The sequence below is a fragment of the Mesorhizobium sp. P2_F8 genome (genome assembly GCF_056403655.1).
In genome coordinates this window covers 383,906-400,203 of sequence record NZ_JBFUFB010000007.1, presented here as the reverse complement: position 1 = coordinate 400,203, position 16,298 = coordinate 383,906, and the positions used below count along the sequence as shown (strand labels likewise).

Annotated in this window: 18 protein-coding genes; 8 read left to right on the top strand and 10 right to left on the bottom strand. The window is 61.9% G+C overall.

The window, feature by feature from the left end; translation table 11 throughout:
- Window positions 1-187: 187 nt before the first annotated feature.
- On the top strand, window positions 188-1,249 hold the full coding sequence (locus AC1DZP_RS19810) for a hypothetical protein (protein WP_477304738.1): 1,062 nt from the start codon (window positions 188-190) through the stop codon (window positions 1,247-1,249).
- On the opposite strand, the gene AC1DZP_RS19805 is transcribed toward AC1DZP_RS19810, so the two are convergent.
- From AC1DZP_RS19805 to AC1DZP_RS19795, 3 genes are all read right to left on the bottom strand, one after another.
- A complete protein-coding gene (locus tag AC1DZP_RS19805; RefSeq protein ID WP_477304736.1) occupies window positions 1,227-1,574 on the bottom strand; it encodes a DUF1491 family protein in 348 nt (115 codons plus the stop codon). The two genes, AC1DZP_RS19810 and AC1DZP_RS19805, sit on opposite strands and share 23 nt — an antisense overlap.
- Before the next feature lie 69 nt (window positions 1,575-1,643).
- On the bottom strand, window positions 1,644-2,459 hold the full coding sequence (locus AC1DZP_RS19800; RefSeq protein WP_477304734.1) for a peptidoglycan-binding domain-containing protein: 816 nt from the start codon (window positions 2,457-2,459) through the stop codon (window positions 1,644-1,646).
- Complete coding sequence (locus AC1DZP_RS19795; protein WP_477304732.1) at window positions 2,434-4,167, bottom strand: sensor histidine kinase; 1,734 nt, start codon at window positions 4,165-4,167, stop codon at window positions 2,434-2,436. The genes AC1DZP_RS19800 and AC1DZP_RS19795 overlap by 26 nt, the downstream gene beginning before the upstream one ends.
- A 535-nt stretch (window positions 4,168-4,702) precedes the next feature.
- On the opposite strand from AC1DZP_RS19795, the gene AC1DZP_RS19790 reads away from it, so the two are divergent.
- Complete coding sequence (locus AC1DZP_RS19790; protein ID WP_477304730.1) at window positions 4,703-5,068, top strand: DUF5330 domain-containing protein; 366 nt, start codon at window positions 4,703-4,705, stop codon at window positions 5,066-5,068.
- 99 nt (window positions 5,069-5,167) lie between these two features.
- On the top strand, window positions 5,168-5,596 hold the full coding sequence (locus AC1DZP_RS19785) for a SufE family protein (protein WP_457152632.1): 429 nt from the start codon (window positions 5,168-5,170) through the stop codon (window positions 5,594-5,596).
- Between the two features lie 145 nt (window positions 5,597-5,741).
- On the opposite strand, the gene AC1DZP_RS19780 is transcribed toward AC1DZP_RS19785, so the two are convergent.
- Window positions 5,742-6,167 (bottom strand): Ros/MucR family transcriptional regulator, encoded by a 426-nt coding sequence (locus AC1DZP_RS19780; protein ID WP_095089970.1) that lies wholly within the window; start codon window positions 6,165-6,167, stop codon window positions 5,742-5,744.
- A gap of 449 nt (window positions 6,168-6,616) precedes the next feature.
- Window positions 6,617-6,985 carry an SH3 domain-containing protein gene (locus AC1DZP_RS19775; protein WP_477304728.1) on the bottom strand — a complete coding sequence of 123 codons (369 nt, stop codon included), beginning with the start codon at window positions 6,983-6,985 and terminating at the stop codon, window positions 6,617-6,619.
- 148 nt (window positions 6,986-7,133) lie between these two features.
- On the opposite strand from AC1DZP_RS19775, the gene AC1DZP_RS19770 reads away from it, so the two are divergent.
- From AC1DZP_RS19770 to AC1DZP_RS19760, 3 genes are all read left to right on the top strand, one after another.
- A complete protein-coding gene (locus AC1DZP_RS19770) occupies window positions 7,134-9,257 on the top strand; it encodes a S9 family peptidase (RefSeq protein WP_457154055.1) in 2,124 nt (707 codons plus the stop codon).
- Entirely contained in the window at window positions 9,254-9,880 is a 627-nt protein-coding gene (locus tag AC1DZP_RS19765) for a LysE family translocator (protein ID WP_095089879.1), read from the top strand. The genes AC1DZP_RS19770 and AC1DZP_RS19765 overlap by 4 nt, the downstream gene beginning before the upstream one ends.
- Window positions 9,881-10,031: 151 nt before the next feature.
- A complete protein-coding gene (locus AC1DZP_RS19760; RefSeq protein WP_477304726.1) occupies window positions 10,032-10,433 on the top strand; it encodes an SET domain-containing protein in 402 nt (133 codons plus the stop codon).
- An 85-nt stretch (window positions 10,434-10,518) separates the two neighbouring features.
- Here AC1DZP_RS19760 and AC1DZP_RS19755 read toward each other — a convergent pair whose 3' ends face one another.
- The 4 genes from AC1DZP_RS19755 to AC1DZP_RS19740 form a co-directional block, all read right to left on the bottom strand.
- Window positions 10,519-11,469 (bottom strand): cytochrome c, encoded by a 951-nt coding sequence (locus tag AC1DZP_RS19755; RefSeq protein WP_477304724.1) that lies wholly within the window; start codon window positions 11,467-11,469, stop codon window positions 10,519-10,521.
- Between the two features lie 9 nt (window positions 11,470-11,478).
- Window positions 11,479-11,916 carry a c-type cytochrome gene (locus AC1DZP_RS19750; RefSeq protein WP_095089871.1) on the bottom strand — a complete coding sequence of 146 codons (438 nt, stop codon included), beginning with the start codon at window positions 11,914-11,916 and terminating at the stop codon, window positions 11,479-11,481.
- A 270-nt stretch (window positions 11,917-12,186) separates the two neighbouring features.
- Window positions 12,187-12,783, bottom strand: a complete 597-nt coding sequence (locus AC1DZP_RS19745) for a superoxide dismutase (RefSeq protein ID WP_095089869.1) — start codon at window positions 12,781-12,783, stop codon at window positions 12,187-12,189.
- Window positions 12,784-12,959: 176 nt separating this feature from the next.
- Window positions 12,960-13,838 carry a branched-chain amino acid aminotransferase gene (locus AC1DZP_RS19740; protein WP_477304722.1) on the bottom strand — a complete coding sequence of 293 codons (879 nt, stop codon included), beginning with the start codon at window positions 13,836-13,838 and terminating at the stop codon, window positions 12,960-12,962.
- 156 nt (window positions 13,839-13,994) lie between these two features.
- Here AC1DZP_RS19740 and AC1DZP_RS19735 point away from each other — a divergent pair, with 156 nt between their 5' ends.
- Window positions 13,995-14,657, top strand: coding sequence for a haloacid dehalogenase type II (locus tag AC1DZP_RS19735; protein ID WP_477304843.1), 663 nt, complete (start codon window positions 13,995-13,997; stop codon window positions 14,655-14,657).
- Window positions 14,658-14,830: 173 nt separating this feature from the next.
- Window positions 14,831-15,658 carry a L,D-transpeptidase gene (locus AC1DZP_RS19730; protein WP_457152418.1) on the top strand — a complete coding sequence of 276 codons (828 nt, stop codon included), beginning with the start codon at window positions 14,831-14,833 and terminating at the stop codon, window positions 15,656-15,658.
- Between the two features lie 75 nt (window positions 15,659-15,733).
- On the opposite strand, the gene AC1DZP_RS19725 is transcribed toward AC1DZP_RS19730, so the two are convergent.
- Window positions 15,734-16,276, bottom strand: coding sequence for a class I SAM-dependent methyltransferase (locus AC1DZP_RS19725; RefSeq protein WP_477304720.1), 543 nt, complete (start codon window positions 16,274-16,276; stop codon window positions 15,734-15,736).
- Between the last annotated feature and the right edge of the window lie 22 nt (window positions 16,277-16,298).

The following is a 16,298-nucleotide window of genomic DNA, read 5'->3' as shown; positions in this document are numbered from 1 at the left end:
CCCCGGAGCACAACGCAACGCCTCCAAATATCATTAAGGACGGCAGAGGGTTAACGGAGCGCTAACGGATCGTCGCTAACTTGATCTTTGTCTCGAGGTCAGGGCGTTCTGACCCGCGGCAAACGCGAAACCGACACAGTCCCGGTCGAGCGTGGTCGAGTTTGTGTCGAGTGCGGGCGTATCCTTCGTGTCATCTTCCGACTTCAGGCAAATCGCGATACGGACGGACTCGGGCAAAGCTGAAAGGCTGTTCCGCGCCGCGGTGTCGGCGTTCTGCTCGCTCACCCGCCCGTCACGCCGAGAGATCGGCCAACTCGAAGACCTGACGCTGCCGCTGTTCGACAATGTGTCCGTCGAATCACGCCGCTACGTGGCGGCCGCCCTGTCCGAATGCGAATATGCCCCCGCCGCATTGGTGCGCCGTCTTTGCGAGGAGCCGGTCGACATTGCCGCGCCGCTGCTCATTCGCTCCCGCGCGGTCAGTGACATCGACCTCATCGCGCTGATCGGGCGGCACGGCCTTCCGCATGCACGCGCCATTGCGCGGCGCAAGGACTTGAACCCGACCATCGCCGACCTGATCAGGGCGCTTGAAAGACCAACCCTGGTACGCGTGCGGGAACCCGACGCGAACGCCATCGCCGCGGCCAGGGCCGTGACGGCCACGGCGGACAAGATTGCACCGATGAGCACGGATGCCGTCTCGGAAGAGCCCGCCAGAGAACGGGCGGCCGGCATTGCCGCTGAAAGCGCACGGCGCAGGCTCCGCACCATGATGCGCAAGGGCGACGAGGCCGCGGCGACCAACGCCGATCCGTTCACGGGCGCGGATACCTATGTCAAACTGCGCGAGACGGCGCTGACGGGAAACGCGGCGTTCTTCCAGACCGCGCTCGCCGACGCACTCGATATCGATTTCTCGATCGCGCGATCGCTCACCGGCAACCAGAATTATACCTCGCTGCTGGCAGCACTGCGCTCGCTCGACCTCAGCGAGGACCGGGCATTCCTGATCACGGTTGCGGTCTATCCCAGCCAATTCCCGCACCCGCAGGCCATCCGCGCCTTCCTCGACCGCTACCGCCTGCTGCATCGCGATGCGGCCCAGGACAAGGTGCGGCTCTGGAAAGCGGAGACCCTTTCGAGAGCGGTTCGCGACGCGGCACCGGCAATCAGCGATACCCGCTCGGGATCGAACAGCGACGATGCGGCGGCTTCGTCCGGCCTCAGGGCGACTTCACGGAAATAAGCTCCTCGACGGAGACGGCACCGGCCTCGATCTCGACCACCCAGATGTCGGGATCGAATTTCTTTTCCCGTTCCAGCCGTGCTTCGAGCACGGCGGCATCATCGCCGGCGCCGAGAAGGCTGAAGAAGCGGTCGTCGGGCTTCGCCGAATCGTAGCTTGTCTGCGGTGCCGGCCCGAACAGGGCGATGGCTCCCGACCTGCCGCGCGCCAGCACGAACACAGCGCCGGCTTCGGTTGCGCCGCGCTTGACCACGGCGGCAAATCCGCCGGCGCCGAAGACCCGGCGCAACAGGGCCGATACCCACAGATCCGATGTGACGCGCATGAGAGAACTCCAGAAGGCGTGCGGCTATCTATCGATATTTCCGCCGCTCTGCGAGCCGTGTTCCAGCCCTTAGTTGGTCAGGCCGATCTCGCGCATCTTGACGTAAACGAGCTCATCGGGCTCGCCGGTCTGCGGCAGCCCGAACAGCGACTGGAATTCCTTGATCGCCGCCTTGGTGCGCGTGCCGACGACGCCGTCCAGCTGCATGTCGTCATTGCCGAATGCCTTGAGCCCGGCCTGGATCTTGACGATGCGGGCATCGGGTGCCTGCGTCTGATCGGCATTCACCTGCTCGGAATTCGTCTGCCCGGAATTGGTCTGCCCAGAATTTGTCTGCAAGGACACCGGAACGGCGGCCGGCGTATCCGGACGCGGCTGCGGTCTCGGTATGACGGCCGCTGTTTTCGGCGTTGCACCCAATTGGTCCAGCAGAAGCGCGTCGATCTCGCCGGACGCATTGAGCCCGACCTTCTGCTGATAGGCCTGGATGGCCTTGCGCGTGTTGGGCCCGGAAATGCCATCGACCGTTCCGGAATAGAAATCGAGGTCCTTCAATATGCCCTGCACCTGCTCGACCACCGGATCGCCCTTGATCGGTGCCGGCGTGCCGGATGGCCGCACGATGTTGAACGTCGTCTCCGGTTCGTCGGACGCCGTATGCCGGAACCCCTCCATGCTGCGGGTCGCGAAGAACGCGCCCGCATGCGGGAAAGGCTGGTACCACAAGGCATTGGCGGAAACGTAGAACAGCGTCACCAGGAATGCCGTCGACCCGCCGACCAGGACGGGATTGCGCGAGATCGCGCCGCCGACGGCGACGGCGCCGTCCTGAAAGGCGTTGCTGCGGCGCTTGACCGCCTTAGGCCGTTTTGCGGAGCGAGCCATTTCTGTCCCCTTTCGCCATGGCCACCGGCATCGTCAGCACTCCGGCCTTCTCCGCCTGGTGTCCCTTCGGTCCGTTCACCGGCAGGCTGATGGTCACCGTGGTGCCCTCGCCCGGCATGCTTTCGATGGACATCGTGCCTTCGTGCAGGGCCACCAGGCCCTTGACCAGCGAAAGGCCGAGGCCAGTCCCCTCGAACCGGCGGGTATAGTCGTTCTGGATCTGCATGAAGGGCTTACCGAGATTGGCAAAATCCTCCTCGGCGATGCCGATGCCGGTGTCCCTGACCCAGAAATGCAGGCGCGAACCGATCCGCTTGGCGCCGACGACCACATCGCCACCATCGGGGGTGAACTTGATCGCATTGGAGACAAGGTTGATGAGCATCTGCTGCACGGCACGCCGGTCGGCATTGATATCGCCGGCGTCCGGCGCGATCTGCGTCTGCAGATCGATGTTCTTGGCCTGCGCCTGCAGCCGCAGCATGGACTGGCACATGTCGACCGCTTCCGCGAACCGGAACGGCTCCGGCTCGGTCGCATAGACGCCCGACTCGATCCTGGACACGTCGAGTATCGAGGTCACGACGGCCAGCAGATGCTGGCCCGAATCCCGCACCAGGCCGACATACTCCTTCTGGCGCGGATCCTTGAAGGCGCCGAACATCTCGTGCAGCAGCATGTCCGAGAAGCCGATGATGGCATTCAACGGCGTGCGCAGTTCGTGGCTGACCACCGCCAGGAAGCGTCCCTTGGCGACTTCGGCCGAGGCCGCCGCCTCATTGGCCGCCGCGAGATTTTCGCGCAGCCGGGCAATGTCGTCGTTCTCGCGCAGGACAAGCGTGAAGACGTCGCCCTGTTCTTCACCTCGCACCAGATCGAGTGAGAACGGCCGGTAATTGTCGGCCGCCTGGCCATTGCCGTTCTGAGGCAGCCTGATGCGCAATTCGAGCCGGCGTGACAGCGCGCCATCGCGCATGTCGGCCAAGGCGCTGAGATAGCAGACGCGATCCGACAGATGGACGCGATCGAAGAAGCCGTTTCCGGACAGCAGCTCGGGCGGCAGCTTCAAAAGCGTGCGCGCCTTTGCCGAAGCGTCCAGAACCTCGCCATGGCGGGCGACGCGCAAGACCACCGCATCGATGATGTCTTCAAGACGGTCTGCCGTGTCGGTGACGTCGGCCGCACCGGTCGTGTTTTGAAACGCCGACGCGCGCGGGATCAATGTGAGGGCCCAGGCCAACGGCACCAGCCAGTGCCACGCGGCAATCTGTGCTCCGGCGAACGGCAACAGAATTCCTGCCAGAGGCTGCGCCAGGATGGCCACAGCGGCCGACACGGCTCCCCACAATGCCGCACGCCGCGAGGCGCCGATCCACCAGGCTTCGAACGGCAGCGCCACAACGAGCATGGCGACGGGAGAGCTCAGCCCACCGGCGGCGGCGATGAGACCGCCTAGCGCAATGCCGGCCATCGCCAGGGCGACCTGAGCAGCGATGGCCATCTTGCCGGTCGCCGCCACCAGCAGGGCGACGAACCAGCACAGACCAAAGGCCGCGAAGATGGCGGCCACGGTGACGGCGGCGCCCATGCCCGACGTGACCAGCGTGACCGCGGCGCCGGCGGCAAAGAAAGGAGCCGCCAGCATGACGCCGATGAAGCGACGCTGGCGCTCGCGGTCGTTCTGCCCAAGGATGGACGGGTGCACCATACGTTCGCAACCAGCCGCCATCGCGCCAGGCAATTCAACGTATCTGGCCTTGATCGAACTCAACTCAACGCACCCGTACTCGTCGTGGACAGCTCTGCTTTTGCAGATTGTTTTGGTTGACTCAGAAACTCGCATCCAGCGTTTAAGGAATGGATAAGGCAGCGCCGACCAAGGCCCGGCCTGCGGCAAATATCGGGATGCCGGCAGCCGAAAGCCCAGGCAAATGCAGCCATAGTAAACGGAGGGTTATCCGGCGCCCACGCCCAAGGGGTGTATCCACGCGGCGCCTGGACTCCCGGGTTTCACGAAAAACGCATTCAAGACAGATAGATAGATGGTTATCCGGAGTTAAGGAAAATCGTTCGGATTTGAAACAAACTGTTTGCACAACGGTTCATTTCGAATTTGCCTAAAATTTGCGGAAAATTCTCGGCGAACCTGCAAGCCGTCCTTTGCGCCTGTGTGCCACCATCCTGCCTACAAAAGAGGTCATGCCATATGGATGCATGATCCGGTCACGACGAGAGGCAAGGGAATGGTCTTCCTCATAAGAATGGCTTTCTGGTTCTCGCTGGTGCTGCTTGCGCTGCCACTGGCTGTCAGTCCCGACGAATCGGGCCGCGAGAGCGTCGGGCCGATCCAGGCCCTGTTTGCGGCGCGTGAAGCGGTTGGCGACATCGCCGGCATTTGCGAACGCAAACCCGACGTCTGCGAAACCGGCAAGTCGGCCATGCACACCATCACCGCCCGCGCCAAGGAGACCGCCAAGATCGCGGCAGCGATGCTGGACGACAAGTCCACCGCGGGCCCTGACACGTCGACGATGACCGGCAGCGTGCCGGAGGAAATCGTCTTGCCCCAAACGGTCAATTTGCCAGTCAACCTACCGGTCCAGAATTAGCCGTCTCGACGGCGCACCGCGGGCTGTCTGCCCTCTCGACGCCCGCGGTGTCCTTGTTTTTTCCGTGACGTGGCGCCGCCGCGTGACTATATCCGAACCATGACGACGACGATCCAGACGATCCGCGACGACTTCTCGTTCCTCGAGGAATGGGAAGACCGCTATCGTTACGTCATCGACCTCGGCGAGGCGCTGCCGCCATTTCCGGACGATGAGCGCAACGCTGCCAACAAGGTGCCGGGCTGCGTCAGCCAGGTCTGGCTGACCACCGAACGCGGACCGGGAGCCGATCCGGTCATCACCTTCACCGGCGATTCGGACGCCCATATCGTGCGCGGGCTGGTCGCGATCATGCTGGCGCTGTTTTCCGGCAGGACCGCCAGCGAGATCCAGAAGACCGACGCGGAAGGAACGTTGAAAGAGCTCGGCCTCGACGAACATCTGTCGCCCCAGCGCGCCAACGGCCTTCGCTCCATGGTCAAGCGCATCAAGCGCGACGCCGAGGCGGCGCTGAAGCAGACCGCCTGACAGCCGGAGCGGTTCATCGTTCCACGGAGCGTAGAAGCGCTCTACTTCGTCATCTTGACGCAATTCCGGATGGAAAACCCTTTCACACAAAATCAAACGGCGCCCGAAGGCGCCGTTGATGTCGATCCGATGTGGCGAGCAGCGATTACCGCGCCTTGCGCTTGCGGCCGAGACCCATCTTCTTGGCAAGCTGGGACCGCGCAGCGGCATAGTTGGGTGCAACCATCGGATAGCTCGGGTCGAGGTTCCACTTTTCGCGGTACTGATCCGGCGTCAGGTCGTAGTGTGTCATCAGATGACGCTTCAGCGACTTGAACTTCTTGCCGTCTTCAAGGCAAACGATGTAGTCGTCATGAACCGAGCGCTTCGGGTTGACTGCCGGCTTTTGCTTGTCGGCAGGCGGCTGTTCGGCAGTTCCACCCACGCGCCCGAGCGCGGCATGGACATCGGATATCAGGTTCGGCAATTCGCCGACCGGCACGGGATTGTTGCTGACATAGGCGGCCACCACATCGGCGGTCAATTCGATCAGCGCATCGCTGTTTCTGGAAGGTGTTTCGACAATATCCATGGTCATCAGGCCCCAACAAGAGTTACGTCAGTGTGCGCCCTTTTTTTCAGGCAGGGCATCGCGCGAATTTTTATGCAGGTAGAGCTTCTGCGATTCGTGTCGCGTGCACATCAATGACCCTGCTGACCAAGTAAGTCAATTCGGTCTTTGCGCTATATTGAACAATGTTGATCAATTGTTCCCGGATTAGCTTCAACCTTTCGTGCATTTTGTAACTTTTCGATATTTCGCCCGCCAACCAGCAACCGCTGACGCAACGTCAGTTCGTCGTTACATTCGCGATAACTCACAAAGCAGGTTTCAATGCTTGATTTTGCTTGGCAATCGCACGGGCAAGCTTGGTTGCCCATACCTGTCCACAAAACCACAGGTTGCCGCATGTCCTGCGCAAGCAACCAGGCGACATGCCGGTCATGTGAACTGGGTCGGATCAGTCGTCGCCAGGTCAGTCAATGCGGCGTGATGTATTTGCCATAGGCCCAGCCAGTGACAAAGTTGCCGTTCTGGGCCGGGTCATGCCAGACTTCGCACCAGCGATAGCGAACCGTCCGTTTCTGCTTCCACGCCGGCTGATTGGCGATGTCGAGCAGGTTTATCCCGCCGGTGCATCGTCCGGTCATCTGCAGAACGGTTCCGTTCGGATACGCCGCCTGTTTCTGGGATGTGCCCGAAGGGTATTTGCGCACATTGAGCATGTCACCGAACGGCACATTGGCCACTTGCCAAGCCGCGAATACGGTCGCATGAGACTGGCCGGCAAAAGCCAGAGTTAGCGAAGCAACGGCGAAAGCTGCCGCAATCCGACGATATATATTCATCATCTCTCCTCCCGGCACCATCTGGAGCCGACACGACCCTTAAGCTGCGGCTCTTGAACCCGACCTGATGGGCGTGTTCATTCGCTATTCAAGATAGTTCCCCATTCAAGATGCTTCCCCATTCAAGATATCGGCAAAGCGAGACGCAATGACCAGCACTTCCGCATTTCCGCACGCCAGCCCGCCAGCGCCCGAGAAACGGCCGGTTTCCGACACGCATCACGGCATCACGCGAACCGACGACTATGCCTGGCTGCGGGCCGACAACTGGCAGGAGATGTTCCGGGATCCGTCATTGCTCGATGCGGGGATCCGCGCCGAGCTCGAGGCCGAGAACGCCTATCAGTCGAAACTGATGGCCGACACGGCCGAGTTGCAGAAGCAGCTTTTCAAGGAAATGAAGGGCCGCATCAAGGAAGACGATTCCTCCGTACCGATGAAGGACGGACCCTATGCCTATGGCTCATCCTTTAAGCTTGGCGGCGAGCAGCCGCGTTATTTCCGCATGCCGCGCGACGGCGGCTCCGAGCAGATCCTGCTTGATGGCGATGCGGAGGCGGCGAGCAAGGCCTATTTCCGTCTTGGCGGCGTCGATCATTCGGCCGACCACCGCAAGCTCTTGTGGGCATTCGACGACAAGGGCTCCGAATTCTACACGCTTCGCGTGCGCGACCTTGACGATGGCAGGGATCTCGCCGATCGGATTCCCGACACGGGCGGTTCAGGCGTCTGGAACGCCGGCGATGACGGCTTCTTCTACACGCGTCTCGATCCCAACCACCGCCCGTCCAAGGTGCTGTTCCATGCGCTGGGGCAAAGCCCCGAAAGCGACCGGCTGATCTATGAGGAAAGCGATCCCGGCTTCTTCATGAATGTCGACGGCACGCGCAACAACGAATGGATCATGATCGGCATCAACGATCACGAGACCTCGGAATACCGCCTGATGCCCGCCAGCGACCCGTTTGCGGAACCGAAGCTGGTTTCACCACGCGAGACCGGCCTTCAATATGATCTGGAAGAAGGCGGCGACATCTTCTTCATCCTGACCAATGCCGATGGCGCCAAGGATTTCAAGATCATGACCGCGCCCGTGAGCGATCCGGTGCGCGCCAACTGGCAGGAACTGGTGCCGCATGAACCTGGCCGGCTGATCCTGTCGGTGATCGGCTTCAAGGACCACATGGTCCGGCTCGAACGCAAGGAAGGCCTGCCGCGCATCGTCGTGCGCGACCGCAGCAGCGGCGAGGAGCATCTTTTGTCCCTCGACGAGGAGGCCTTCTCGCTCGGCCTGTCGGGCTCCTATGAGTACGATACCGAGATCATGCGCTTTTCCTATTCGTCGATGACGACGCCGGCCCAGGTGTTCGATTACAATATGCGCACGCGCGAGCGGGTCCTGCTCAAGACCCAGGAAGTGCCCTCCGGCCATGACCAGGATCACTACGTCACCAGGCGGCTGATGGCGCCAGCCGCCGATGGCGAACTGGTGCCGATCTCGCTTCTCCACCACCGCGACACGCCGCTGGATGGATCCGCACCTTGCCTGCTTTACGGCTACGGCTCCTATGGCATCACGGTGCCGGCCGCATTCAACACCAACTGGTTCTCATTGGTCGACCGCGGCTTTGTCTTTGCCATCGCTCATGTCCGCGGCGGCAAGGACAAGGGCTATGGCTGGTACGATGACGGCAAGCGGGCGCACAAGATGAATACGTTCACGGATTTCATCGCCTGTGCGCGCCACCTCGTTGCCGAGCGCTATACGACGCATGACCGCATCGTCGCGCAAGGAGGCTCGGCCGGCGGCATGCTGATGGGCGCCATCGCCAACATGGCGCCGGAGTGTTTTGGCGGCATCGTCGCCGAGGTGCCCTTCGTCGACGTGCTCACCACGATGCTCGACGCCAGCCTGCCGCTGACGCCGCCGGAATGGCCGGAATGGGGCAACCCGATCGCGTCCGCCGACGACTACCGAACCATCGCCGCCTACTCGCCCTATGACAATGTCGCCGCGCTCGACTATCCGCCGATCCTGGCGCTGGCCGGTCTCACCGATCCGCGCGTCACCTATTGGGAACCGGCCAAATGGGTGGCACGGCTGCGCGAACGCAAGACCGGCGACAATCCCGTGCTGTTCAAGATCAACATGGATTCAGGCCACGCCGGCGCTTCCGGCCGGTTTTCGCGACTGGAGGAGATCGCCTATACTTATTCCTTCGCACTGAAGGTGATGGGCAAGGCGCAGCTTACAGGAGAGAACCGCCAATGATCGATCTGTCAACATTGACAACCTACATCGCGGTTGTGCTCGGCTTTGTCTTCATTCCAGGCCCAGCCACCCTCCTTACCGTCGCGCGGGCAACGAGCTCTGGAACGAAGGTGGGCATAGCGACCGGTGCCGGGATCGCGGCCGGCGACGTGTTTCACACGGTCATGGCCATGGTCGGCATATCGGCGATCATCGCCACTTCGGCGGCGCTGTTCAGCATCGTAAAGTACATTGGCGCCGCCTATCTCGTTTATCTCGGCATTCGGGCGATCATCGAGAAAATGCCGGCCAACCCGGCTGCCGGCGCACTTGCCATCTCCGCCGGCAAGGCGTTTCGACAGGCTATCCTGACCGAAGTGCTCAACCCCAAGACCGCGCTTTTCTTCCTTGCGTTCCTGCCCCAGTTCGTGCGGCCTGAAAACGGGTCGGTGATGCTTCAGTTGACCACACTAGGGGTCATCTTCGTCATGCTGGGTCTTCTCAGCACGGTCGTCTTTGCAGTGAGCGCCGGTCGGCTTGGCACTTTCCTGCGCCGAAATCCGAGGGTGCTCAAGTGGCAAGGCAAGATTGTCGGCGGCATCTACTGTGCTTTGGGCGTCCGTCTGGCCTTGCAGCAACGCTGAGGCTGCGGACACGACGTTCACTTTTGGGTTCAGCGATCATGACTTTTTGAATTCCGCATCGCTCATTTCCCCTCGCAATTGCGATGGTCGCGCGCTACCCAAGGCACGACTTTCCCGGGCGACGAAGCCCGCACTCGCACAAGGGTCCATTATGCTGCTCGTCGACGTCTATCTCGACAAATCGCCGATCCAGGGCATCGGCGTTTTTGCCAAGCACCACATCTCCAAGGGCACGCTGATCTGGAAGCTCGACCCCCGCTTCGACAGGATCATCGACGTCGAGACCTATGAGGGCGAGACCGGGCCGGTGAAGAATTATCTCGATCGCTATTCCTACCCGGACCGGCGTGATCCGTCTTACATCGTCTTCGAAGCCGATGACGCCCGCTACATGAACCATGACGATGAGCCGAATTGCGATGTCTCGTCGCCTGAGGAAACCTACGCCTTGCGCGACATCGCATCCGGCGAGGAACTGACCTGCAACTACAACCACTTTTTCGAGGCAGGCTTCGACTTTCTGGGCGACCGCCACTTGGCACCCGACAGCTAGAGCGCGTCGCGCCTGACGAGAGTCACGCGCCGCGCTTAAGACACGTCGTTGACCCAAACCGCTGCGTAGTTTTGGGCGGCGTGCGTCAGTTCGCCGTCTTCTTGCGCGCCGGATAACCGTTAGGATGCGGTGGTACTACCTTGAGGTAGGCGGCAATCGCCGCACGATCCCCTGCGGTCAATTCGGCCATGTTCTTCTGCACGTCGACCATCGCGCCGCCGACAGCATCGAAATCGGGCGTGAAGCCGGTCTCGAGGTAATTGGCGATGTCGGCTTCGGACCAGTTGCCGATGCCGCCCTCGCCCGATGTGATGTTCGGCACGATGCCGCTGCCTTCGGCGGCCACGGCGCCCGCCAGCCACTCGCTCTTCTTCGTCCCGCCCGCAAAGTCGCGCGGCGTGTGGCATTCGCCGCAATGGCCCGGCCCTTCGACCAGGTAGCGACCAGCCATCACCGGATCAGGCGTGCCTTCGGGAAGCGAAACGACCGGCTGATCGCCGAGATAAAGCAGTTTCCAAAGGCCGATGCCGCGGCGGATGTTGAACGGGAACATCAGCGAATTGCCTGGCGCCTTGCCGGCGACGGCCGGCAGCGTTTTCAGGAAGGCATAGAGGTCGGCAATGTCGCCCGGTTTCATGCGAGCGTAGGACGCATAGGGGAACGCCGGATATAAATGCTCGCCCGATGGCGACACCCCCTTCAGCATGGCATTGGCGAGGTCCTCGACAGACCATGCGCCGATGCCGTCCTTGGCGTCCTGCGAAATGTTGGGCGGCACGAAGGTGCCAAATGGCGTCTTGAGCGCGAGGCCACCCACCAGCTGAAGCCGGGCATCGCCCTGCGACCCCGGCTTTGCATGGCACGAGGTGCAACCGCCGGCATAGAAAATGCGCTTGCCCTTGGCCGCGTCGCCAGGGCCGAGCTTTGCCAGGGTCTCGCTGTCGAGCCTCACCGGCGCCGACAGGACCCACCCGGCAACCGCGCCGACTCCCCCTAGAACGACGAGGGCGCCGACGAGCTTTTTCAGCCAGGGCATCGCCCGCTATCAGCCCTTTTTCACTCGATAGGTCTGGTGGCAGGTGCCGCAGTTGGACGCGATGGTGTCAAATTGCGCCTTCAACGTATCGACGTCTGCGGGAGCGGCAGCGGTCGCTGCCTTGACGTCGGCGATGAATTTGTCGTTGGCCGCCTTGAAGCCGGGCATGTCTTCCCAGATCTTCGGCGCAGCCGTGGTGTCGCCCGTGTCGCTGCCGGCCGGGAACAGCGCGTCGACATCGACCTTCTCGGCATTCGCTTGCAGTGCCTGCAGAGCTGTCAGCACAGCCGCGGCATCAAAAGGCTCCTCGCCCTTTACCACCTTGGAAATGCCGCCGACGATCTTTCCACGCTCCTTCATCAGAGCCTGCCGATCGAGGATCGGGTCGGCAAAGGCCGCCGACGCCGCGAGGGCGAGCATTGAGATGGCGATGACAAGCTTTCTCATTCAATTGGCTCCATGATGAAGGTATTTTGGGGATGAGGGCATTTCGGGACAGGACGTTAACGGATGCCACGAAGGGAATATTCCCTTCGCCTCGGATGAATTTGCTGCGCCACAGCAAAAGAAAAGCCCCGGGAGTGCCGGGGCTTTGCTGGAGATCGATCAGGTCATCGAACGCGTCGCGTCCAAAGGGACGCAAACGACGCGGCTTGAGTCCTTGCTCTCGTACACGTCGTGGTCCCAAAACCGCTGCGCACGTTTGGGCGACATGCATCAGGCCTTTTCGTAGAGCTCAAGCACGTGATCCCAGTTGATCAGGCTGTCGACGAACGCCTCGAGATATTTCGGCCGGGCGTTGCGATAGTCGATGTAGTAGGAGTGCTCCCAAACATCGACGCCGAGGATCGGCGACGCGCCATGGACGAGCGGGTTTTCGCCGTTCGGCGTCTTGGAGATCGCCAGCTTGCCGTCCTTGACCGAAACCCAGGCCCAGCCTGAGCCGAACTGCGTCGTGCCGGCGGCGATGAAATCGGCCTTGAACTTGTCGTAGCCGCCGAGATCGCTGTCGACTGCCTTCTGCAGGGCGCCGGGCAATTTGTTGCCGCCGCCGCCTTTCTTCATCCACTTCCAGAAATGGATGTGGTTGTAGTGCTGGGCGGCATTGTTGAAGAGGCCGGCATTCTTGCCGAACGACTGCTTGACCACCTCTTCGACCGACAGATCGCCCATGCCGGCTTCCGCGGCCAGCTTGTTGCCGTTGTCGACATAGGCCTTGTGGTGCTTGTCGTGGTGATATTCCAGCGTCTCTTTCGACATGTAAGGCTGCAAGGCCTCATAGTCGTAAGGCAGAGCGGGCAATTCAAAAGCCATGGGTAGTACTCCCTCGTGGAAAAATCCGGTGTCGATACCGGACTAAGATAGGTCTGGATTGAGCTCGGACAACTCCGGAATGAAGCGCCGGTTCCCTTTCTAGGCGGGTAGCGGAAAACTGTCACACGGTTTTCCGACGACGAACCGCGCAGCGACAAAAGGCCGGGCCGGACGCGTCAGCCAGCCGACGTCGAATGCGCCCAATCCCAATAAAGCTCGCGCGCCTTCTTGGCCACCGGCCCGGGTTGCAGGTTGCGATCCTCGATGCGCGTGATCGGCACCACCTTGGAATGGTTTCCGGTCGAAAAGATTTCGTCCGCTTCCAGGAAATCCCGTATCGACAGCGTCTTTTCGGTAGTTTTGAAGCCATACTCGCCGAGCAGCGTCATGGTGCGGGAGCGGGTGATGCCGGACAGGAAGGTGCCGTTCGGCGCCGGCGTCAGCACATGGCCATCCTTGACTAGGAAGATGTTCGAGGTTCCGGTCTCGGCGACGTTGCCCAGCATGTCGAGCACCAGCGCGTTGTCGAACCCGCGCATCTTGGCTTCGAGAATGGCACGGCCGTTGTTGGGATAAAGGCAGCCGGCCTTGGCATTGGTCGGCATGGTCTCGATGGTCGGGCGCCGGAACGGCGATACGGTAACCGAAAAGCCCGTCGGCGGGATCATCGGCGACTCATAAAGGCAAAGGCAAAAACGGGTCGAGGCGGGATCGGCCGGAACGCCCATATAACCGCCATGCTCTGCCCAGTACATAGGCCTGATGTAGACGGCCGTCTTGCCATCGAACTTCTTCAACCCGTCCCAGGTAAGCCCGACGATCTTGTCGGCGGTCATCGACGGCTTGAGGCCGAGCGCAATCGCCGAGGAATTCACCCTGGCGGCATGGCGGTCAAGGTCGGGGGCAACGCCTTCGAACCAGCGGCCGCCGTCGAACACGCTGGTGCCAAGCCACATGGCGTGGCTGCGCGGCCCCAGAATGGCGACATTGCCCTCGTGCCAATCACCATCGACGAAAGTCCATGTCGTAGATAGTGCCTCAGCCGCCAGTGTCATCGCGTTGTCCCGTCCCGATCGATCTCGTGTGACGGCCATTGGAAGATGCTTTGGCGGGCGCCGTCAACCGGCATTGCGGAGTTTTGTTGAGGCCAGCGGCGCGCGCGATGCAATCAAAGCTTGCACCTTGTCGTGCCTCGCCTCAAAACTGTTGCCATGCAATACGCCGCCTATGTTTTCGATGCCTACGGCACGCTGTTCGACGTGCATGCCGCCGTGCGCCGTAATGCCGACCAGATTGGGCCGGACGGCCAATTGTTGTCCGAAATCTGGCGCGCCAAACAGCTCGAATATTCCTGGGTGCGCACGCTGATGGGCGCCTATGCCGATTTCTGGCAACTGACGGAACAGGCGCTCGATTTCGCCTTGCGCAAGGTTCCCTCGGCCGATCCTGGCCTCAAGGCCAAACTGCTGGACGCCTACTGGCGGCTGGATTGCTATCCCGAAGTGCCGGCCGTGCTCAAGGCGCTTAAAGCTTCGGGAGCGAAACTGGCGATCCTGTCCAACGGCTCGCCAGAAATGCTGCAGGCAGCGGTCAAGTCCGCCGCGCTCGATCAGGTTCTGGACGACATCTATTCGGTCGATACGGTCAGGCGCTTCAAGACCGATCCGGCGGTCTACGACATGGTCACTACCGGCTGGCGCCTCTACCCCAACGCGGTTTCCTTCCAGTCCTCCAATCGCTGGGACATCGCCGGTGCGACCAAATTCGGCTTCCGCACGGTCTGGATCAACCGTTCCAACCAGCCGGAAGAGTACCGGGACTTTCCACCGGCCCTGATCCTGCCATCGCTCGAAGCATTGGTGCCCGGCAGCTAGGTTGCAAAGCTGTGTCTCTGACGCCACAGTGGCAGCGCAGTCACAGCTTCGCCTTTGTTTGTCCACGTTCGGGCCAGAATCGGAACCGCCTATCGCGCCGGGTGTTGTCAGACACCCACGCAGCAGTCGGCGTTTCAACCTTTGTTGCGATTTGACACCTAAAGAAGGCAACCATGTCCATAGCCGAAATCGAATCCTTTCGCCTGAGCCGTCGCGGCTTTCTCAACGCCGCTGCATTGGGCGCCGCTTCGATCGCGGTTTCCGCATGCGCCACCACCGGGCCGGAACCGGTCGAACCGCCACCGCCGCCAACCTATGTCGAGCCGCCGCTGCCCGACTATGCGACCATGTACGCGGCCGTCAGCGACGGCGGCTTCGACCTTCCGCCAATACCGTTCGAGAGAATCGATCCGCAGTTCCTGCGCCAGATCGTCCCCGACCCGACGGGACAGAAGCCCGGCACCATCATCGTCGACACGACCGGGCACCATCTGTATCTCGTGCGCCAGGGCGGCCAGGCGATCCGCTACGGCGTTGGCCTTGGCCGCGCCGGCTTCGAATGGTCCGGCGACGCCGTCGTCCAGTGGAAGCAGAAATGGCCGAAATGGACGCCGCCGGATGAAATGGTCGCCCGGCAGCCGGAACTGAAGCCATACAGCGCCGAAAATGGCGGCATGCCGGGCGGGCTGAAGAATCCGCTCGGGGCGCGCGCCCTCTACCTCTTCCAGGGCGACGTCGACACGCTCTACCGCCTGCACGGCTCGCCCGAATGGAAGTCAATCGGCAAGTCGGTCTCGTCAGGCTGCGTGCGCCTGATGAACCAGGACATCATCGATCTCTACGACCGGGTGCCTTCGAAGACACCGGTGATCGTGACCAGCGATGTCAGCCAGCCAATGGTGGCAACGGCCAATCGCCGGGCTATTCCGATCGACGCCGGCGTGCCGGACGGATCGGTCCTGCTGGGGCCGGTGAAGGCCATCACGGATTCGATTTTCTGAGCCGCGGGGTGCGTGGCGGAAGGGCCATGCGAGCACCGTGCGCATTTTCGGACGTGCAGGTTTTGACGAAGGCCGTCAACCTGTCGGGGGTGCCGCGACGCCGGCGTAGTGGCTTCCCAATTGCCAGAAGGGCAGCGAGAACCGCCCGCGCTCCTCTTCAACGAGACTGAAGCCAGACCCGCGGATCAAGAGCAACGGATCGCGATTGAGGTGGCAGCCGCCAGCGATCCGCCCCCACAGCCTGTTCAGGCGCTCCTGCCATCTGCGGCAAAGCGGCTCCTCGGCCTGGCCATGCTCGATGAAGATCAGCCGGCCCGTCGGCTTCAGGATGCGTCGGATTTCGGTCAGCGCCGTCTCAGGGTCCGGAATGGTACAGAAGGCGTAGGTGACRACAACCGTGTCGGCGAAGGCATCGGCAAGCGGCAGACTTTCGCCGCTGGCCCGGAGGCATTCGACATCGAACGGCAAAGAGCGGCTCTTCGGTGCGGCCAGGCCGAGCATCGTGCCGTCGGGATCGACGCCGATCAGCCGCTCGACCCTGGCAGCGTCGTAATAGGGAAGGTTCAGGCCGGACCCGAAGCCGACTTCGACGACAATGCCCTCTGCCCGCGGGATCATTCGCCTTCGCATGTGTGCGAAT

What these genes read in the sequence shown, in the direction of transcription:
- AC1DZP_RS19770 (WP_457154055.1), top strand. Translation starts at nt 7,134, where the DNA reads ATGACCAGCACTTCCGCATTTCCGCACGCCAGCCCGCCAGCGCCCGAG.
- AC1DZP_RS19730 (WP_457152418.1), top strand. Translation starts at nt 14,831, where the DNA reads ATGTCCATAGCCGAAATCGAATCCTTTCGCCTGAGCCGTCGCGGCTTT.
- AC1DZP_RS19740 (WP_477304722.1), bottom strand. Translation starts at nt 13,838, where the DNA reads ATGACACTGGCGGCTGAGGCACTATCTACGACATGGACTTTCGTCGAT.
- AC1DZP_RS19795 (WP_477304732.1), bottom strand. Translation starts at nt 4,167, where the DNA reads ATGGTGCACCCGTCCATCCTTGGGCAGAACGACCGCGAGCGCCAGCGT.
- AC1DZP_RS19800 (WP_477304734.1), bottom strand. Translation starts at nt 2,459, where the DNA reads ATGGCTCGCTCCGCAAAACGGCCTAAGGCGGTCAAGCGCCGCAGCAAC.
- AC1DZP_RS19775 (WP_477304728.1), bottom strand. Translation starts at nt 6,985, where the DNA reads ATGAATATATATCGTCGGATTGCGGCAGCTTTCGCCGTTGCTTCGCTA.
- AC1DZP_RS19750 (WP_095089871.1), bottom strand. Translation starts at nt 11,916, where the DNA reads ATGAGAAAGCTTGTCATCGCCATCTCAATGCTCGCCCTCGCGGCGTCG.
- AC1DZP_RS19755 (WP_477304724.1), bottom strand. Translation starts at nt 11,469, where the DNA reads ATGCCCTGGCTGAAAAAGCTCGTCGGCGCCCTCGTCGTTCTAGGGGGA.
- AC1DZP_RS19735 (WP_477304843.1), top strand. Translation starts at nt 13,995, where the DNA reads ATGCAATACGCCGCCTATGTTTTCGATGCCTACGGCACGCTGTTCGAC.
- AC1DZP_RS19780 (WP_095089970.1), bottom strand. Translation starts at nt 6,167, where the DNA reads ATGGATATTGTCGAAACACCTTCCAGAAACAGCGATGCGCTGATCGAA.
- AC1DZP_RS19760 (WP_477304726.1), top strand. Translation starts at nt 10,032, where the DNA reads ATGCTGCTCGTCGACGTCTATCTCGACAAATCGCCGATCCAGGGCATC.
- AC1DZP_RS19765 (WP_095089879.1), top strand. Translation starts at nt 9,254, where the DNA reads ATGATCGATCTGTCAACATTGACAACCTACATCGCGGTTGTGCTCGGC.
- AC1DZP_RS19805 (WP_477304736.1), bottom strand. Translation starts at nt 1,574, where the DNA reads ATGCGCGTCACATCGGATCTGTGGGTATCGGCCCTGTTGCGCCGGGTC.
- AC1DZP_RS19745 (WP_095089869.1), bottom strand. Translation starts at nt 12,783, where the DNA reads ATGGCTTTTGAATTGCCCGCTCTGCCTTACGACTATGAGGCCTTGCAG.
- AC1DZP_RS19785 (WP_457152632.1), top strand. Translation starts at nt 5,168, where the DNA reads ATGACGACGACGATCCAGACGATCCGCGACGACTTCTCGTTCCTCGAG.
- AC1DZP_RS19790 (WP_477304730.1), top strand. Translation starts at nt 4,703, where the DNA reads ATGGTCTTCCTCATAAGAATGGCTTTCTGGTTCTCGCTGGTGCTGCTT.